Consider the following 16,242-nt stretch of genomic DNA (forward strand, 5'->3'; position numbering starts at 1 on the left):
GGTGATGTAGCCGAGGTCGAACGGCGGGTCCTGGCGCATCAGCACGACATCGGCCTCGTCGCCCAGATCGAGATCGACCGGGTCGCCGAACGCGAAATGCTTGCCCGCGACGCGTTCGACCGTGACCGGATGCGCCTTCGCCCAGACCCGGCCGTCGGCATAATTGAGCGCGTCGGCCGTATAGTGGAACAGCCTGTGCCCGCGCGCTTGCGCCGACAGCATCAGCGCGAAGCTCGAATCGCCCGCGATATTGATCGACTCGAGCGGGTCCATCTGGACGGCGACGGTCAACGGCATGCGAATCTCCGGGTCATCGGGCGGGCCTTAGCGTGTTATTCGGATAAGTCACCCGATCCACGCATTCTCGATATGGCGCGGCGGCCGGCCCGGCGCCAGCAGGATGACATCGACCCGGATATCGTCGCCGGGGCCGGCATAGCGCGGCATCAGGACTTCGGCGGCGGCGGCGACGCGCGCCAGGCGGCGTTCGTCGATCGCGAAGTCGAGTTCGGCATCGGTCGCGCGCGACTTTACTTCAACGAACGCGATCAAATTGCCTTTCCGCGCGACCAAATCGACCTCCCCAGCGGATGTGCGCACGCGCTTGTCGAGAATCCGCCAGCCCTTGAGCCTGAGCCACCACGCGGCGATCCTTTCGCCGCGCCGTCCAGCAGCCTCGGCCGCTTTGCGGTCTCTCATTTCATCGCCAACGCGCGGGCATAGAGTTCGCGGCGGTCGAGATTGAGTTTCTTCGCCACCTCGCCCGCCGCTTTCGATGCGGGCAGGCGGGTCAGCGCTTCGGCGAGCGCGGCGTCGGCATCGGCGTCGCTCGCCGCCTCGGGTTCGCCGGGCGGGGCGACGACGACGACGATCTCGCCCCTGGGTGGCGCGGCGGCATAGCGCGCGGCGAGGATCGACAGCGTACCGGTTACCGCTTCCTCGAACTTTTTGGTGATTTCGCGCGTCACCGCCGCCTCGCGGTCGCCGAGTCCCTGTTCGAGCGTCGCCAGCGTCGCTGCCAGCCGCGGACCCGATTCGTAGAACACCAATGTCGCGCGGACGTTCGCCACCTCCGCGATTACCTCGGCCTTGGCGCCGGGCTTGGGGGGAAGGAATCCCATGAACATGAAGCGGTCGGTGGGCAGCCCGGCGAGCGTCAGCGCCGCGACCGCTGCGCACGGGCCGGGGATCGTCACCACTGCATGCCCCGCCGCGCGGGCATCGCGAACCAATTTGTAGCCGGGGTCCGAAATCAGCGGCGTCCCCGCATCGCTGACCAGTGCGATTGCCTCGCTCGCGAGTCGCGCGATTAGGCCGGGGCGGACGCGGTCGGCATTGTGATCGTGATACGCGATCATCGGCCGTTTGACGCCGATATGCCGCAACAAAACCGCGGTAACGCGCGTATCCTCCACCGCGATCGCGGCCGCATTCGCCAGGACGTGCGCGGCGCGCGGCGACAGGTCGCCGAGATTGCCGATCGGGGTGGCGACGATGTACAGGCCGGGTATCAGCGTATCGGTCATCAGGGGACGTGTCATGGCAGAGGGTGCAACCACAGGGCAACGCTTCATAAAGCGCGCGATGGTGCTGGCCGCCTTGGCCATCCTGTCGGCCTGCTCGACCGTCGTCCCGCGCACCGCGCCGCCGGTGGCGGGCCCCGCAGTCGTTGCGCCGCCGATCGAGCCAGCGATTATGCCGGGCCTGCCGACCGACAACGAGCATCATATGGTCGCCTTGCTGGTGCCGATGACCGGTACCAACGGCGCGGTCGGGCGCAGCATCGCCAACGCGACTCAGCTGGCGTTGCTGGACACCGACAATGCCGAACTGCGCGTCACCACCTACGACACCGCGACCGGTGCCGCGGCGGCGGCGCAAAAGGCGATCGACGAGGGTGCGCGGCTGATCCTGGGGCCGTTGCTCGCCGACGATGCGCGCGCGGTGTTGCCGGTGGCCAAGCGCGCCGGCGTCGCGGTGATCAGCTTTTCCAACGACACCAGCCTCGCGGGCAGCGGGGCGTATATGATGGGTTATTCGCCCGCCCAATCGATCGAGCGCGTTGTGGAGTATGCGCGCGGGCAGGGGATCACGACCTATGGCGGGCTGGTTGCCAACGGGGTGTATGGCCAGCGTGCCTCGACCGCCTTCCTGCGCGCCGTCGAGGGCGCCAAAGGCCAGGTGATTTCGCTCCAGACTTATGACCGGACAGCCGCATCGATTGCCGGTGCCGCCGCGCGGCTCGGCAAGTCCGGCTCGGTCGGCGCCGTGCTGATCGTCGACGATGGCGCGGCGGCGGCGGGCGTTGTCCCGCTGATGCGCAAAAGCGAGCCCGGCGCGCGCGTGCTGGGCACCGAGCGCTGGAACAACGAATCGTCGGTCGCGGCAAAGCCGTCGCTCAACGGCGCGTGGTTCGCGAGCGTTCCCGACAATCTCTATCGACAATACGCCACCAAGTATCGCGCGCGCTTCGGCGTGGCGCCGTACCGGCTGTCGAGCATGGGCTATGACGCGGTGCTGCTGGCGATCCGCATCGCGCGCGACTGGCCGATCGGCCGGGCATTCCCGGAGGACCGGCTGCACGACAAAGGCGGGTTTGCCGGGATCGACGGCGCGTTCCGCTTCGGCCGCGACGGCTTCGCCGAACGCGCGCTTGAGGTGCAGGAAGTGCGCGGTGGGACGACGGTGACGGTTTCGCCCGCGCCCGCAGGGTTCTAATTCCTCCCCGGAACGGGGAGGGGGACCATTTGCGGAGCAAATGGTAGAGGGGGCCCCGGCTGTCCGCTGGCGATATTGCTCGTGGTAAGGTGGGACCCCCTCCGTCAGCGCTACGCGCTGCCACCTCCCCGTGCCGGGGAGGAACTAGGCCGTCTCGCGCACCGCTACGACGTCCGCCAAAATAGCGTTCAGCACCGGCATGCCAGCGTCGGTCGCGCGCAGTCGAGTGCCGTCGAGCGCGACCAGCCCCTGATTGGCCAGCCGGTCGATCCGACGAGTATCGACCAGCAATTCGATGGGCCGCTCGCCCAAATCCGCTATCCGCGCCAGATCGATCCCCTCGGCCAGCCGCAACCCCATCAGCATCGCCTCGGTAGCGCGCTCGCCCGGGGTCAGCCGGTCCTCGATCTCGATACCGTGACCGTTGCGCGCGACCGCGTCGATCCAGTTTTCGGGCTTGCGCCGGCGCTGCGTCGCGTGGCCACGGCGGCGCCCATGCGCGCCGGGGCCGATCCCGGCATAATCGCCATAGCGCCAATAGGTCAGATTGTGCCGGCTCTCCGCGCCCCGCTTCGCGTGGTTGGATATTTCGTAGGCGGGCAGCCCGGCGCGCGCTGTCGTCTCGCGCGTCAGCTCGAACAGATCGGCGGCGCGGTCCTGATCGGGCAGCAACAGCCGCCCCTCGCGTTCTTCGGTCGCGAAGCGCGTGCCGGGTTCGACGGTGAGCTGGTAGAGCGAAAGATGTTCGGTGCCGAACGCCAGCGCGCGGGTCAGTTCGGCGTGCCAGTCACCGAATGATTGATCGGGCCGGGCATAAATCAAGTCGAAGCTTACCCGGTCGAACACCTCTTGTGCGACGTCGAGCGCGCCCAGCCCCTCGGCGACGTCATGAGCTCGGCTGAGGAACGCCAGCGCTTCGTCGTTCAGCGCCTGCAGGCCCAGGCTGACGCGGTTGACCCCGGCGGCCGCGAGGTCGGCGAACCGTGCGGCCTCGACTGAGGATGGATTGGCCTCCAGCGTGATTTCGATGCCGGGTGCAAAGCCCCACGCCGCCTCCGCCGCATCAAGCACCGCCGCGACCGTCGCGGGGGGCATCAGCGAAGGCGTGCCCCCGCCGAAGAAGATCGACCCCAGCGTCCGCCCCGGCAATTCGCGTGCTTCGTGTGCCAGGTCGGCGAGCAAGGCATCGCGCCACGCCGCTTGGTCGACCGTATCGCGGACATGGCTGTTGAAGTCGCAATACGGGCATTTCGACACGCAGAACGGCCAATGGACGTAGAGCGCGAGAGGATCGGGGTTCTTGTCGGCGGGCATCGCGGCGCCGATATGGACGAGGGTATGAGGAAGCGCCACTCTTTGCCGATGCTGACCGCGGTGCTGCTGACCGGATGCGCCGGGTCGAGCCCCGAATCGTATCAGCCGGCAACGGTCGTCGAGCCGCGCGCGATGGTGGGCACTTTGCCGCGCGGCGACGCATTGCTCCAGCAGACGGCGATCGAAGGGCATAACCTCGCCCGCAGTCTCGTTGGCGTGCCGCCGCTGATCTGGGACGATGGCCTCGCCGACCATGCCCGGGCGTACGCTGCGATATTGGCACGCACCGGTCGCTTTCAGCATGCCAAGCAGCCGATGGGGCCGGGGCGCGAGGGCGAGAACCTCTTCATGGGAAGCGCCGGGGCGTATTCCTACATCGAGATGATCGCGCTGTGGATTGGCGAGAAGCGCTATTTCACCAACGGGGCGTTTCCGGCGATCAGCACCAGCGGGCGGTGGCAGGATGTCGGGCATTACACGCAGATCGTGTGGCGCGGCACGACTCGCGTCGGCTGCGCGCTCGCGATCGGCGGCGGGCAGGATTATCTGGTGTGCCGATATGCGCCGCCGGGCAATGTTGTCGGGTTGAAGGCGTTCTAGAGAACCGCCGCGACCAATTGCCGGAACGCGTCCGCGCGGTGGGTGAGCGGGGTTTTTTCGTCCGCCGCCATCTCCCCGAACGTCCGCTCGTGCCCATCGGGCAGGAACATCGGATCGTAGCCGAAGCCATTGTCGCCGCGCGGCGGCCACACAAGCAGGCCATCGACGCGCCCTTCGAACCATTCGACGTGTCCGTCGGGCCACGCCAGCGCCAGCGCGCAGACGAAATGCGCATCGCGATCGACTTCGGGGCCGAGTTTTTGCAGGTTGTCCTCGACCAATCGCATCGCTAGCCCGAAATCCTTCGCCTCGCCCGCCCATCTCGCGGAGAAGATACCGGGGTCGCCATTCAGCGCCTCGACGCACAATCCGCTGTCGTCGGCGAGCGCGGGCAGGCCCGACAGATCGGCCGCCTGCATCGCCTTCAATTCGGCATTGGCGACGAAGGTTGTGCCGGTTTCTTCGGGCTCGGGCAGATCGAGCGATTTGGCCGACACCGGCTCGATCCCATAGGGTGCGAGCAACGCGCGGATTTCGCGGACCTTGCCCTCGTTATGGCTGGCGATGACGAGCTTGCCGGGGGCGAGCTTGCGGATCGCCTGGGGAGTATCGCCTTCGCCGCTCATGCCACCGCCTTTGCCTGGGCCGCGAAAATGTCGTTGCAGCCGATGCGAGCCAAACGCAGCAGACGCAACAAAGCTTCCTCGTCGTAGGTCGCGCCCTCGGCGGTGGCTTGCGCCTCAGCGATATTGCCGTTTTCGAGGAGGACGAAATTGGCGTCGGCGTCGGCGTTCGAATCCTCGTCGTAATCGAGGTCGAGCACCGGCGTGCCCTGATAGATGCCGCAACTGACCGCCGCGACCTTCTGCGTCAGTGGATCGGATGCGATCTTGCCATCCTTGAGCAAGCCATTGACCGCGAGCCGCAGCGCAACCCAAGCGCCCGAAATGGCGGCGGTGCGCGTGCCGCCGTCGGCCTGGATCACGTCGCAATCGAGCGTGATCTGGTGCTCGCCGAGCAACTTGAGGTCGGTGACCGCGCGTAAAGACCGCCCGATCAGCCGCTGGATTTCCTGCGTCCGCCCCGATTGCTTGCCGCGCGCCGCTTCGCGGTTGCCGCGAGTGTGCGTCGCGCGTGGCAGCATGCCGTATTCGGCGGTGACCCAGCCCTGTCCCTTGCCGCGCAACCAGGGCGGCAGGCGATCCTCGACCGAGGCGGTGACCAGTACCTTGGTGTCGCCGAACCCGACCAGCACCGACCCTTCCGCATGCTTGGTGAAATGGGGCTCGATCGTGATCGCGCGCATCTGATCGGGGGCGCGGCCGCTGGGGCGCATTCGGTATTCCTTCGGTTATGGTCGGGGCTGCCTAGTCTTTCGCTATTGGCGATGCCAGCCTACATCGCGCGCATGACCACCCCCGTCACCGAACTCAGCGACCGCGCGCGCGACATCTTTCGTGCGGTGGTGGAGGGGTATCTGGAGACCGGGCAGCCGGTGGGCTCGCGGACGCTCGCCGATGCCGGCGGGTTCACGATCTCGCCGGCGTCGATCCGCAACGTCATGCACGAGCTCGAAACGCTCGGGCTGCTCGCGTCGCCGCATACCTCGGCGGGGCGGTTGCCGACCGATACCGGCTTGCGGCTGTTCGTCGACGGGATGATGCGCGTGGCGGAGCCGTCGGCGGAGGAGCGCGCCGCGATCGAGGGGCGCGCGGTGCGCGTCGGGCCGGTCGAGGAGGCGCTCGCCGCGACCACCGCGGCGCTCTCCGGACTATCGGCGTGCGCCGGGCTGGTGCTGGTGCCCAAGGCCGAACTGGTGCTGCGCTCGATCAGCTTCGTGCCGCTGTCGCCGGTGCGCGCGCTGGCGGTGATCGTCGGCGACGACGGTCAGGTCGAGAATCGCGTGGTCGATCTCACGCCCGGCACGTCGGCGTCGGTGCTGGTCGAGGCGGGCAATTACATGTCGGCGACATTGTCGGGGCTCACCTTGGCCGAAGCGCGGGCGCGACTCGATCGCCAACTCGCCGCGGACCGCGTCGCGCTCGATACCGCGGCAGCGGCGCTGATCGAACAGGGCATCGCGGTGTGGAGCGAGGATGGCGACCGCCGCCCGGTGCTGATCGTGCGCGGGCAGGGCCGCTTGCTCGACGCCGCCGCTGCCGAAGACCTCGAACGGATCAGCGACCTGCTCGACGACTTGGAGGGCAAGCAAGAGATCGCGACCTTGCTAGACAGCGCGCGGAGCGGCGATTCGACCCGCATCTTCATCGGCGCGGAGAACAAATTGTTCGCGCTCAGCGGCTCGTCGGTGATTGCCCGCCCGTTCCGCGGGATCGACGGCCGCGTGGTCGGCGTAGTCGGGGTGATCGGCCCGACACGGTTGAACTATGCGCGCGTCGTGCCCATGGTGGATTTCACCGCCGCAACCCTCTCCCGTTTGATCGGTTGAGAGGCTTCAACAAGACGAAGAGAATGATGACCGACGACAACGCACCCGAAACCGAAGACCTGCGCGCCGAAACCGCCGAGGGCGCCCCCGAGCTCGCCGAACACGACCGTATCGCCGAGCTGGAAGCCGAACTGGCCGAAGCCAAGTCGGCGGTGATGTACGCGCACGCCGAGGCGCAGAACGTCCGCCGCCGTGCCGAAAAGGAAGCCGCGGACTCGCGCGCTTATGCGATCACCGGATTTGCGCGTGATGTGTTGTCGGTGGCCGACAATATCGAGCGCGGACTGTCGGCGATCCCCGAGGAATTGCGCGGCGACGATCGCCTGAAGGGGCTTATCGTCGGGCTGGAGGCGACCAAGCGCGAGCTCGACGCGGTGTTCCAGCGCAACGGCATCACGCGGATCGCCGCGATGGGCCTGCCGCTCGATCCCAACCAGCACCAGGCGATGCTGGAAATGCCGAGTGACGAGGCGCCGGGGACGATCGTGCAGGAGATGCAGGCGGGGTATATGCTGCGCGATCGCTTGCTGCGACCGGCATTGGTGGGAGTGGCGAAGAAGGCGGACTAAACCGTCATGCTGAACTTGTTTCAGCATCCAACGCTCCACAATGGAAACCTTTGCGGGTGGAGAGTTGGACCCTGAAACGAGTTCAGGGTGACGATGGGGTGGGGCGTGGCTATGACTTTTGTCATGAACCCCAACCTCACCGCCGACCGCCCGACCTTCGTCACGCACCTCGAATGCTCGCTGACCGGCGAGCGTTTTGAAGCCGATCAGCTCCACAATCTCTCCAAGGTCGGACGCCCGCTACTCGTCCGCTACGACCTGAACGCCGTGCGCGGTTTCCTGCCGCGCGCGATGGTCGAGGCGCGGCCGACGGATTTATGGCGGTGGCGTGAGTTGCTGCCGGTGCGGCGGACCGAGAATGTCGTCGGCCTGGGCGAGATCGAGACGCCGCTGATCGCGATTCCGAAATCGAGTGGCGGCCCCAATGTGCTGGTCAAGGACGAAGGCCGCCTCCCCACCGGATCGTTCAAGGCGCGCGGGCTGGTGATGGCGGTGGCGATGGCCAAGGAGCTCGGCGTCAGCCGAATCGCGATGCCGACCAACGGCAATGCCGGCGCCGCGCTCGCCGCCTATGCCAGCCGGGTCGGGATCGAGACTATCATCCTGTGCCCCGACGACACGCCCGAGGTGAACGTGCGCGAGATCGCGCTGCAGGGCGGGCGGGTGTACCGCGTCAACGGTCTGATCGACGAATGCGGCGCGATCGTCGGCAAGGGCGCGGCGGAAGGGCGCTGGTTCGATTTCTCGACGCTCAAGGAGCCGTACCGGATCGAGGGCAAGAAGACGATGGGGCTGGAGCTCGCCGCACAGTTCGGTTGGCGGCTGCCCAAGGCGATCTTCTATCCGACCGGCGGCGGCACCGGGCTGATCGGGATGTGGAAGGCGTTTGCCGAGATGGAAGCGCTTGGCTGGATCGGCCCCGAGCGCCCGAAGATGTTCGCGGTCCAGGCGTCGGGCTGTGCCCCGATCGTCCGCGCGTTCGAGGCGGGCGAGGAGCATGCCGAGCGCTGGGAGGATGCGCATACGGTGGCGGCGGGCATCCGTGTGCCCAAGGCGGTCGGCGACTTTCTGATCCTGCGCGCGGTGCGCGAGAGCGGCGGGCGGGCGCTCGCTGTCGGCGACCCTGCGATCCTCAAGGCGGTCGAGGATTGCGCGAAGCAGGACGGGCTGCTGCTGTGCCCCGAGGGCGGCGCGACGCTCGCGGCGTATCGTCAGGCGCTCGCGGACGGCTTGGTCGACGAGGAGGACCAGGTCGTGCTGTTTAACTGCGCGACAGGGCTGAAATATCCGATGCCGAAGGCGGGGAAGAAGTTGGACAAGAACAAGGTCGGCGATCTGGGGAATCTTTAGCTTCTACTGCGGCATCGTTGCTTCCTGCACCATGTCGAGTTCGCGTACCCCGCGGGCCTGGCGGGCGGCATTGACCAGTTCGCGCAGTTTCTCGCGGCGATCGCGCGCGCGTTCGATGTCGCGGATGACGAACGGCTGCGCGCCCGTGGTTTCGTCGCTGGACAGGATCGTGATCGTGCCGATCCCTGCCCATTGGTTGATCAGGCTGAAGTCGATGCGGATGTCCTTGATCCGGTAGAGCTCGATCTCGTCGATCGACTTGATGAAGATGCCCTTGTGCAGGATCAGTCGGTCCTCAGTCACTTCGTAGGTCGTGGCGAGGTTCTGGAGCCATTTGACCGCGAAGATGATGAGCGCGACCGCGATGAACGCGAGCGGATAGTAAGTCGCCGTCACGACCGCGCCGACCGCGCCGATCGGGATCAACAGCAGCGTCCCCCATCCCGCGAGCGTCCCGCGCAGCCAGCCCCAGGTCGATGACCGGAACGAGTCGAGCGTCTGTGGCATGCTGAGTCCTCCCCTAGGCGCGAGTTTAGCGTGATGGCGACGGAGGTATAGCCCTCTCCCGCCTTCGCGGGAGAGGGTTGGGTGAGGGTCTTCTTTCTTCTTCGACCGGTGGAAGTAGAAAGAAGACCCTCACCGACTTCGACCAGGCGGCAAGCCGCCAAGTCTCCGTAGCCTCTCCCGCGAAAGCGGGAGAGGGAAAAGCCGTCAGATCGTTTGCGCCCGGTTCTCGTCGCGATGCTTCTTGAGATATTTCATGAACGGCGTGCCGCCTGTCCCGACGTCTGGGTCGTTGCCCGCGCCCGATGTTACCTGCTTGTTGATGTAGCTCGCAGCATATTCGAGATGGCGGCTGCGGAAGCGTGCGACTTGCTCGACGCAGGCGTTGAACGCGTCCTTCAGGCTTTGCGACTGGTTCACGGCAAACTCGCGCAAGTGACTGGACGCCTGCAGATCCTCGATGAACTCGCGATGCTTGCGCGGGCGGTATTGGTGGAGGTCGGCGAGGAACTCGCGCAGTTCGTCATTGGTGTGGACGACCTGGAACAGCGCATCCATCGCCGGGACGATCGAGCTTTGCGATCCGGTCTGGCCGCGGAACGGCTGGGGCTTGCCGGCGAATTTTTCGACGCCTTCGTAGATCAACCCCTTGGGCATCGCCGGGTTGTTCTTCCAGCCGTGGATATAGGGGCGGACGCGGTTGTAATAGATGTAGGGGTCGCACTTCTCGACCATGCGGTCGAAGATCGCATTGGCGTCGTCCCAGACGGTGTTCATCTCGACCAGCATCGCCTCGACCGCCGCCGCGTCGCCGGCATCCGAGGCGCGGACGAGTTGCACGGCCAGATCGAGCGCGCGGCCCGCGACGGCTTCGATCGCGACGTGGACCAGGACGAACCAATTCTCGTCGACGCCGCCGTAGAAATTCTGGTCCATCGCGATATTGTCGAGGCTGACGCCGCCCGATTTGTCGACGCGGTACCAATTGTCGAGCACGTAGCCGGCATAGTTCATCACCGGCGGGAAGCCGATATGGTCGCTGAGCTTGACCAAGGGCGCAGCGAGCGTGACGGGCAGATAAACGGGTGGGGTCGGCTCGCCCCAGACATAGGCTTGGGCGAGGAACGAATAGCGCACCATCGCGACGCCGATCTCGGCCTCGGACGCGGTACTCAGGAATCCGTCGATATCGGGGATCGGCAGCGCCGCGAGGAAGTGCCGCACGCGGTCGGTGGTGAGTAGTTCGGATAGCGTCGCGGCGGCTTCCTCGACCTCGGCGAAATCGTCGGGCAGCACGACGTCGTCGATCTCGGTCTGCGCCAAATAGCCGCGATCGGCCGACAGGCCGTAATGGGCCAGATCGTGGATAGGCATGTAGTTTCGTTCCTGCGGATGTAGTTTCTTGTGAAACCAGCCCCTAGCGGCGAGCGTCGCTTTACGCCACCCCGCGATCGATCGGGTGCGACGGTTTGAACGGCAGGATGGTCTTCAATTGCGACAGCGGCGGCGCGCCCGCAAATGTCGCGCCCAGCCCGATCAGGAAGGTGTGGCGGACGATTTCCGCCTGCTGCTCGAGCCCGTATTTGTGCAACTGCCAGCCCGGTTTCACGGCATAATCGTATCGCGCCCAGGGCACGCGTTTGAGCGGCAGAAAGATGCCCGATTGATGCTGCCAGACGTGCGTCATTTCGTGGATGAACAGCCCCTGGTCGTTGATCCCGGCATGGCTGAAATCGTCGCGATAGGCGGTCCCACGGGGGTGGAAATGAAGCCGTCCGGTCGGCGTCATGACGACGTCCCTGGGCTGAAAGAACGCCCATTTGCCCAGCACGATGCGCACCGGCGCGTAATCGATCGCGTCGCCGAACACGCTGCGCGCAAGGTCGGTTTCGCCGGGGGTGAGGGGGCGGGCGTCGCTCAATCGCCGGGCGCCGAATCGCCCGCGCCGACAACGCGCGCCTGAACCGTGATTTTCTGGCCGCTGGCGAAGGTGAAGGTCAGCGGGGTCGTGCCGCGCGGCTTCACGTCGGGCTTGAGACCGATGAGCATGACGTGCTTGCCGCTTGGCGCGAAGGTCACGCTGTCGCCAGCGCGGACCGGGACGAGTTTGAGCGGGGTCATCGTCATCATGCCGCCCTTGCCCATGCTCTCGTGCATTTCGGCGCGCAACGCGGCGGGGGCGGACACCGCGGTCAGCGTCTCGTCCTTTGGCCCGCCCTTCAACGTGAAATAGGCGGCGGACGGGTTGGCCGGCACCGCCGACAGCCGCACCCAGGGCCGGTCCACGCCGACCTGCTGCGCGGGATGACACGCCGCAACCAGCAAAAGCGCAGGGACGAGCAATCCCGTTTTCATCTGAAACGTGCTCCCACTTTGGGAAATTCCGGCGTTTTCCCTACGGGCGGCGAATCCTTGCGGCAAGCGAAAGCCCTCCTATATCGCGCTTTGATGAGTGCTTGCGCCGCCTCTTTGAGGGGCGCGGGCTGGGTTTGTTTTTTGATTGAGGGGCCACAGAGGACCAATGGCAAAAGTAATCGGTATCGATCTCGGCACGACCAACAGCTGCGTTGCGGTGATGGAGGGCGGCAAGCCCAAGGTGATCGAGAATGCGGAAGGCGCGCGCACCACGCCGTCGATCGTCGCCTTCGCCAAGGACGGCGAGCGGCTGATCGGGCAGCCGGCCAAGCGTCAGGCGGTGACCAATCCGGATTCGACCGTGTTCGCGGTGAAGCGCCTGATCGGGCGCCGCTTCGACGATCCGATCACCAAGAAGGACACCGAGTTGGTCCCGTACGCGATCGTCAAGGGATCGAACGGCGACGCCTGGGTCAAGGCCGGCGGCACCGACTACAGCCCCTCGCAGATCAGCGCGTTCATTCTGCAGAAGATGAAGGAAACCGCGGAAAGCTATCTCGGCGAAACCGTGACGCAGGCGGTGATCACCGTTCCGGCGTACTTCAACGACGCACAGCGTCAGGCGACCAAGGATGCCGGCCAGATCGCCGGCCTCGAAGTGCTGCGCATCATCAACGAGCCGACCGCGGCGGCGCTCGCTTATGGCCTCGACAAGCAGGACGGCAAGACGATCGCGGTCTATGACCTCGGCGGCGGCACGTTCGACATTTCGGTGCTCGAAATCGGCGATGGCGTGTTCGAGGTGAAGGCGACCAACGGCGACACCTTCCTCGGCGGCGAGGATTTCGACAACAAGGTGCTCAACTTCCTAGCCGACGATTTCAAGAAGGCCGAAGGCATCGACCTGACCAAGGACAAGCTCGCGCTGCAGCGGCTCAAGGAAGCCGCCGAAAAGGCGAAGATCGAGCTGTCGTCGGCGGCATCGACCGAAGTAAACCTGCCGTTCATCACCGCCGACGCCAACGGGCCGAAGCATCTGGTGAAGACGATCACCCGCGCCGATCTCGAAAAGCTGGTCGAGGATTTGATCAAGCGCACGCTCGATCCGTGCAAGAAGGCGCTGGCCGATGCCGGGGTCAAGGCGGCGGACATCAGCGAAGTCGTCCTCGTCGGCGGCATGACGCGCATGCCGCGCGTGCGCGAAATCGTGAAGGACTTCTTCGGCAAGGAGCCGCACACCGGCGTCAACCCGGACGAAGTCGTCGCGATGGGCGCCGCGATCCAGGCGGGCGTGCTGCAGGGCGACGTCAAGGACGTGCTGCTGCTCGACGTGACCCCGCTGTCGCTCGGCATCGAGACACTGGGCGGCGTGTTCACGCGGATGATCGATCGCAACACGACGATCCCGACGAAGAAGGCGCAGACCTATTCGACCGCCGACGACAACCAGCAGGCGGTGACGATCCGCGTGTTCCAGGGTGAGCGCGAAATGGCGGCGGACAACAAGATGCTCGGCCAGTTCGATCTGGTCGGCATTCCGCCCGCGCCGCGCGGCGTGCCGCAGATCGAGGTCACGTTCGACATCGACGCCAACGGGCTGGTCAACGTGTCGGCCAAGGACAAGGGCACCGGCAAGGAGCAGCAGATCCGCATCCAGGCGTCGGGCGGTCTGAGCGACGCCGACATCGACCAGATGGTCAAGGATGCGGAAGCGTTTGCCGAGGACGACAAGAAGCGTCGTGACGCGGCGGAAGCCAAAAACAACGCCGAAAGCCTGATCCACACCACCGAACGCCAGCTTGCCGACAATGGCGACAAGGTCGAGGCGGACTTGAAGGGTGAGATCGAAGCGGCGATCGCCGAGGCCAAGACCGCAGTCGAAGGCGGCGATCCCGAAGCGATGAAGGAAAAGGCCTCGGCGCTCGCGCAAGTCGCGATGAAGATGGGCCAGGCCATCTACGAGAAGCAGGCGGCGGCGGAAGCCTCACCGGCGGCTGACGGCGCGGCGGCGGGTTCGGAGGCTGGCGGCGAAGACGTCGTCGATGCCGAATTCTCCGAAGTGGACGACACCAAGGCTTGATGTAATGCGTACCCCCCGTCACACCGATCGTATCCGGGGTGACGGGGGCGGGGGCCCGAGATGAGTACCGAAACCGACTTTTACGAGCTGTTGGAGGTCGAGCGCACCGCCGACGACGCGACGATCAAGGCGGCGTACCGCAAGCTCGCGATGAAATTCCATCCCGACCGCAACGCCGGGTGCAAGGAAAACGAGTCCAAGTTCAAGGCGGTCAGCGAGGCCTATGACTGCCTGAAGGACCCGCAGAAACGCGCGGCTTACGATCGCTTCGGCCATGCCGCGTTCCGCCAGGGTGGCGGTGGTGGCGGCCCGCAGGATTTCAGCGGCTTTTCCGATATTTTCGAAAGCGTGTTCGGCGAATTCATGGGGGGTCGCCAGGGAGGTCAGCGTGCCGCGCGGCGCGGCGCCGATCTGCGCTACGACATGGAAATCAGCCTCGAGGAGGCGTTCCACGGCAAGGCTGAGGCGATCACCGTCGATGTAGCGGGCGAGTGCGATGCGTGCCACGGCACCGGTGCCAAGCCCGGCACCAGCGCCAAGACCTGTGGCACCTGCGCGGGCCACGGCAAGGTCCGCGCGCAACAGGGTTTCTTCGTGGTCGAGCGCACCTGTCCGTCGTGCCACGGCGCGGGCGAGGTGATTTCGGATCCGTGCCGCGATTGCCGCGGCGAGGGGCGGGTCGAAAAAACCAAGACGCTGACCGTCAACATTCCCGCCGGGGTCGATGAAGGTACGCGCGTTCGCCTGTCGGGCGAAGGCGAGGCCGGTCCGCGCGGCGCGCCGCCGGGCGACCTCTACATTTTCCTGCACGTGAAGCGCCACGCGATCTTCGAGCGTGAGGGCACGACCCTCTACGCGCACGCGCCGATCAGCTTCACGACAGCAGCGCTCGGCGGGTCGATCACGATCCCTGGCCCGGATGGCGAGCGCCATGAAATCAAGCTGCCTGCCGGTATCCAGTCGGGTCGCGAAGTCCGCCAGCGCGGTGCCGGCATGCCCGTCCTGCAGGGCAAGGGGCGCGGTGATCTGGTGGTGCGCATCGCGGTCGAGACGCCGACGCGGCTGAGCGCTAAGCAGCGCGAGTTGCTCGAGGAATTCCGTTGCCTGGAGACCGGCGACGAATGCCCGCAATCGCAGGGCTTTTTCCAGAAGGTGAAGAAGGCCGTAGGCGGCTGAGCCGTTGGTATGGCGGATAAGAATATTGTGCTCCGGCGAAGGCCGGAGCGCTGGCGGCGGCAGCCTTCGTTCTCCAGCGCTCCGGCCTTCGCCGGAGCGCCATGCGCCTTTGGTTTGACGGAATATCTTGAAACCCCACACGGCCAATCCGCCCCCGGATTTCACGGGAGCGGCGGGCCGATGGGTTAGAGGGAAATGACCCCCACCACCAGCGCGAGGGCACCGACAGTCACGAACGTGCTGGCGAGCATCTCCATGTAGCGCATGGTTGGTCTCCTATGCCGGTTAGGTCCGGCTAGGGATGATGTGGGATTAGTTGCGCATTCGCGCAATATTGTTTCACGCGTTCGCAGTTGCAGCATTTGCAGGTGTTAACGCGTTTGGTGGACGCGGGGCCGTTCAGACGAACCCCAGATTCCACGTCGATGGATTGTAATTGCCGATATTGGGCAACACCGTCGACATCTGGCCGTTGCTCACGCCGAACCAGCTCGCAAGCGTCGCGGCATATTGATCGACCGAAATCGTCGGGAGCAGGCGTCCTTGGCCGACATCGTCGGCGGTGCCGTTGCCGACCGCGGGCGGCGTGCCGTAGAATTTCTGGCCGTTGACAGCGCCACCCATCACGAAATGCATGCTGCCCCAACCGTGATCGGACCCGTCGTCGTTCGACTGCAAGGTGCGCCCGAAGTCCGAGGCGGTGAAGGTCGTCACCTTGTCGGCGACGCCCAGTGCGGCGGTGGTGTCGTAGAACGCCTTCATCGCATTGGCGACGAGGCCGACCTGAGTCCCGTGATCGCGCACGAGGAAGTCATGCATGTCGAAGCCGCCCAATGAGACGAAGAACACCTGGCGCTTGGCGCCCAGCTCCGACGACACCGAAATCAGCCGCGCGACGATCTTCAACTGGTCGGCAAGGCTGTTGCCGCTCGGGAACAACGGGAAGTTGGCCGCGGGCGCGCCGCCGAGCGCGCTAGTGACCTGAGCATAGAGGTCCAGCGAGCGCTTGCTGACCTTGGCATGCTCGCTGGCCAGCACATTGCTGGTCGATCCCGCCATCAAATTGCGCAGGGTGCTCATCGCCGTGGTCGAGCCGAACACCGTGCTGCCATTGCCCAGCAGCGAAA

General features: G+C 65.8%; 17 protein-coding genes and 1 pseudogene. 7 read left to right on the plus strand and 11 right to left on the minus strand.

Annotated elements, in window-relative coordinates; translation table 11 throughout:
- The 3 genes and pseudogenes from JWM94_RS09740 to rsmI form a co-directional block, all read right to left on the minus strand.
- Nucleotides 1-297, minus strand: a pseudogene (locus JWM94_RS09740) (glutathione synthase); the annotation flags it as partial.
- A gap of 48 nt (nt 298-345) precedes the next feature.
- Entirely contained in the window at nt 346-699 is a 354-nt protein-coding gene (locus JWM94_RS09745) for a YraN family protein (RefSeq protein WP_299425761.1), read from the minus strand.
- A complete protein-coding gene (gene rsmI / locus JWM94_RS09750) occupies nt 696-1,541 on the minus strand; it encodes a 16S rRNA (cytidine(1402)-2'-O)-methyltransferase (RefSeq protein WP_299425764.1) in 846 nt (281 codons plus the stop codon). Before rsmI ends, JWM94_RS09745 begins: the two co-directional genes overlap by 4 nt.
- Here rsmI and JWM94_RS09755 point away from each other — a divergent pair.
- Nucleotides 1,540-2,718, plus strand: a complete 1,179-nt coding sequence (locus JWM94_RS09755; protein ID WP_299425767.1) for a penicillin-binding protein activator — start codon at nt 1,540-1,542, stop codon at nt 2,716-2,718. The genes rsmI and JWM94_RS09755 overlap by 2 nt on opposite strands.
- A 144-nt stretch (nt 2,719-2,862) precedes the next feature.
- Here JWM94_RS09755 and hemW read toward each other — a convergent pair whose 3' ends face one another.
- The gene (gene hemW, locus JWM94_RS09760; protein WP_299425809.1) at nt 2,863-4,032 is read right to left on the minus strand and encodes a radical SAM family heme chaperone HemW; all 1,170 of its coding nucleotides are present in this window, start codon (nt 4,030-4,032) and stop codon (nt 2,863-2,865) included.
- Between the two features lie 24 nt (nt 4,033-4,056).
- Here hemW and JWM94_RS09765 point away from each other — a divergent pair, with 24 nt between their 5' ends.
- Nucleotides 4,057-4,632, plus strand: coding sequence for a CAP domain-containing protein (locus JWM94_RS09765; RefSeq protein WP_299425772.1), 576 nt, complete (start codon nt 4,057-4,059; stop codon nt 4,630-4,632).
- On the opposite strand, the gene rdgB is transcribed toward JWM94_RS09765, so the two are convergent.
- The gene (gene rdgB, locus JWM94_RS09770) at nt 4,629-5,258 is read right to left on the minus strand and encodes an RdgB/HAM1 family non-canonical purine NTP pyrophosphatase (protein WP_299425775.1); all 630 of its coding nucleotides are present in this window, start codon (nt 5,256-5,258) and stop codon (nt 4,629-4,631) included. The genes JWM94_RS09765 and rdgB overlap by 4 nt on opposite strands.
- Nucleotides 5,255-5,968, minus strand: a complete 714-nt coding sequence (gene rph, locus JWM94_RS09775; RefSeq protein ID WP_299425779.1) for a ribonuclease PH — start codon at nt 5,966-5,968, stop codon at nt 5,255-5,257. The genes rdgB and rph overlap by 4 nt, the downstream gene beginning before the upstream one ends.
- 72 nt (nt 5,969-6,040) lie before the next feature.
- On the opposite strand from rph, the gene hrcA reads away from it, so the two are divergent.
- The 3 genes from hrcA to JWM94_RS09790 all read left to right on the plus strand — a co-directional run bounded on the left by hrcA (nt 6,041) and on the right by JWM94_RS09790 (nt 9,000).
- Nucleotides 6,041-7,081, plus strand: coding sequence for a heat-inducible transcriptional repressor HrcA (gene hrcA / locus JWM94_RS09780; RefSeq protein WP_299425782.1), 1,041 nt, complete (start codon nt 6,041-6,043; stop codon nt 7,079-7,081).
- 26 nt (nt 7,082-7,107) lie between these two features.
- Nucleotides 7,108-7,650: a nucleotide exchange factor GrpE gene (locus JWM94_RS09785; protein ID WP_299425785.1), complete on the plus strand. Its 543-nt coding sequence runs from the start codon at nt 7,108-7,110 to the stop codon at nt 7,648-7,650.
- Nucleotides 7,651-7,773: 123 nt separating this feature from the next.
- A complete protein-coding gene (locus JWM94_RS09790; protein ID WP_299425812.1) occupies nt 7,774-9,000 on the plus strand; it encodes a threonine synthase in 1,227 nt (408 codons plus the stop codon).
- 3 nt (nt 9,001-9,003) lie between these two features.
- Here JWM94_RS09790 and JWM94_RS09795 read toward each other — a convergent pair whose 3' ends face one another.
- The 4 genes from JWM94_RS09795 to JWM94_RS09810 form a co-directional block, all read right to left on the minus strand.
- Nucleotides 9,004-9,507 carry a PH domain-containing protein gene (locus JWM94_RS09795; RefSeq protein ID WP_299425788.1) on the minus strand — a complete coding sequence of 168 codons (504 nt, stop codon included), beginning with the start codon at nt 9,505-9,507 and terminating at the stop codon, nt 9,004-9,006.
- 204 nt (nt 9,508-9,711) lie between these two features.
- Complete coding sequence (locus tag JWM94_RS09800; RefSeq protein ID WP_299425791.1) at nt 9,712-10,878, minus strand: indoleamine 2,3-dioxygenase; 1,167 nt, start codon at nt 10,876-10,878, stop codon at nt 9,712-9,714.
- A 61-nt stretch (nt 10,879-10,939) separates the two neighbouring features.
- The gene (locus JWM94_RS09805) at nt 10,940-11,425 is read right to left on the minus strand and encodes a vgr related protein (RefSeq protein WP_299425794.1); all 486 of its coding nucleotides are present in this window, start codon (nt 11,423-11,425) and stop codon (nt 10,940-10,942) included.
- Nucleotides 11,422-11,859, minus strand: a complete 438-nt coding sequence (locus tag JWM94_RS09810) for a copper chaperone PCu(A)C (protein ID WP_299425797.1) — start codon at nt 11,857-11,859, stop codon at nt 11,422-11,424. Before JWM94_RS09810 ends, JWM94_RS09805 begins: the two co-directional genes overlap by 4 nt.
- Nucleotides 11,860-12,025: 166 nt before the next feature.
- Between JWM94_RS09810 and dnaK the strand changes: the two genes are divergently transcribed.
- Together dnaK and dnaJ are read left to right on the plus strand one after the other, a co-directional pair.
- Nucleotides 12,026-13,939 carry a molecular chaperone DnaK gene (gene dnaK, locus JWM94_RS09815; RefSeq protein ID WP_299425800.1) on the plus strand — a complete coding sequence of 638 codons (1,914 nt, stop codon included), beginning with the start codon at nt 12,026-12,028 and terminating at the stop codon, nt 13,937-13,939.
- A 60-nt stretch (nt 13,940-13,999) separates the two neighbouring features.
- Entirely contained in the window at nt 14,000-15,115 is a 1,116-nt protein-coding gene (gene dnaJ / locus JWM94_RS09820) for a molecular chaperone DnaJ (RefSeq protein WP_299425802.1), read from the plus strand.
- 399 nt (nt 15,116-15,514) lie between these two features.
- On the opposite strand, the gene JWM94_RS09825 is transcribed toward dnaJ, so the two are convergent.
- Nucleotides 15,515-16,242: DUF1501 domain-containing protein (locus tag JWM94_RS09825; protein WP_299425805.1), on the minus strand; the 728-nt coding region annotated here is incomplete at its 5' end.

The organism is Sphingomonas bacterium (assembly GCF_028289855.1).
In the GTDB taxonomy this organism is placed as follows: Bacteria; Pseudomonadota; Alphaproteobacteria; order Sphingomonadales; family Sphingomonadaceae; genus Sphingomonas.

What these genes read in the sequence shown, in the direction of transcription:
- JWM94_RS09765 (WP_299425772.1), top strand. Translation starts at nt 4,057, where the DNA reads ATGAGGAAGCGCCACTCTTTGCCGATGCTGACCGCGGTGCTGCTGACC.
- dnaJ (WP_299425802.1), top strand. Translation starts at nt 14,000, where the DNA reads ATGAGTACCGAAACCGACTTTTACGAGCTGTTGGAGGTCGAGCGCACC.
- JWM94_RS09795 (WP_299425788.1), bottom strand. Translation starts at nt 9,507, where the DNA reads ATGCCACAGACGCTCGACTCGTTCCGGTCATCGACCTGGGGCTGGCTG.
- JWM94_RS09800 (WP_299425791.1), bottom strand. Translation starts at nt 10,878, where the DNA reads ATGCCTATCCACGATCTGGCCCATTACGGCCTGTCGGCCGATCGCGGC.
- JWM94_RS09810 (WP_299425797.1), bottom strand. Translation starts at nt 11,859, where the DNA reads ATGAAAACGGGATTGCTCGTCCCTGCGCTTTTGCTGGTTGCGGCGTGT.
- JWM94_RS09755 (WP_299425767.1), top strand. Translation starts at nt 1,540, where the DNA reads ATGGCAGAGGGTGCAACCACAGGGCAACGCTTCATAAAGCGCGCGATG.
- JWM94_RS09745 (WP_299425761.1), bottom strand. Translation starts at nt 699, where the DNA reads ATGAGAGACCGCAAAGCGGCCGAGGCTGCTGGACGGCGCGGCGAAAGG.
- hemW (WP_299425809.1), bottom strand. Translation starts at nt 4,032, where the DNA reads ATGCCCGCCGACAAGAACCCCGATCCTCTCGCGCTCTACGTCCATTGG.
- JWM94_RS09790 (WP_299425812.1), top strand. Translation starts at nt 7,774, where the DNA reads ATGAACCCCAACCTCACCGCCGACCGCCCGACCTTCGTCACGCACCTC.
- rph (WP_299425779.1), bottom strand. Translation starts at nt 5,968, where the DNA reads ATGCGCCCCAGCGGCCGCGCCCCCGATCAGATGCGCGCGATCACGATC.
- rsmI (WP_299425764.1), bottom strand. Translation starts at nt 1,541, where the DNA reads ATGACACGTCCCCTGATGACCGATACGCTGATACCCGGCCTGTACATC.
- dnaK (WP_299425800.1), top strand. Translation starts at nt 12,026, where the DNA reads ATGGCAAAAGTAATCGGTATCGATCTCGGCACGACCAACAGCTGCGTT.
- hrcA (WP_299425782.1), top strand. Translation starts at nt 6,041, where the DNA reads ATGACCACCCCCGTCACCGAACTCAGCGACCGCGCGCGCGACATCTTT.
- rdgB (WP_299425775.1), bottom strand. Translation starts at nt 5,258, where the DNA reads ATGAGCGGCGAAGGCGATACTCCCCAGGCGATCCGCAAGCTCGCCCCC.
- JWM94_RS09785 (WP_299425785.1), top strand. Translation starts at nt 7,108, where the DNA reads ATGACCGACGACAACGCACCCGAAACCGAAGACCTGCGCGCCGAAACC.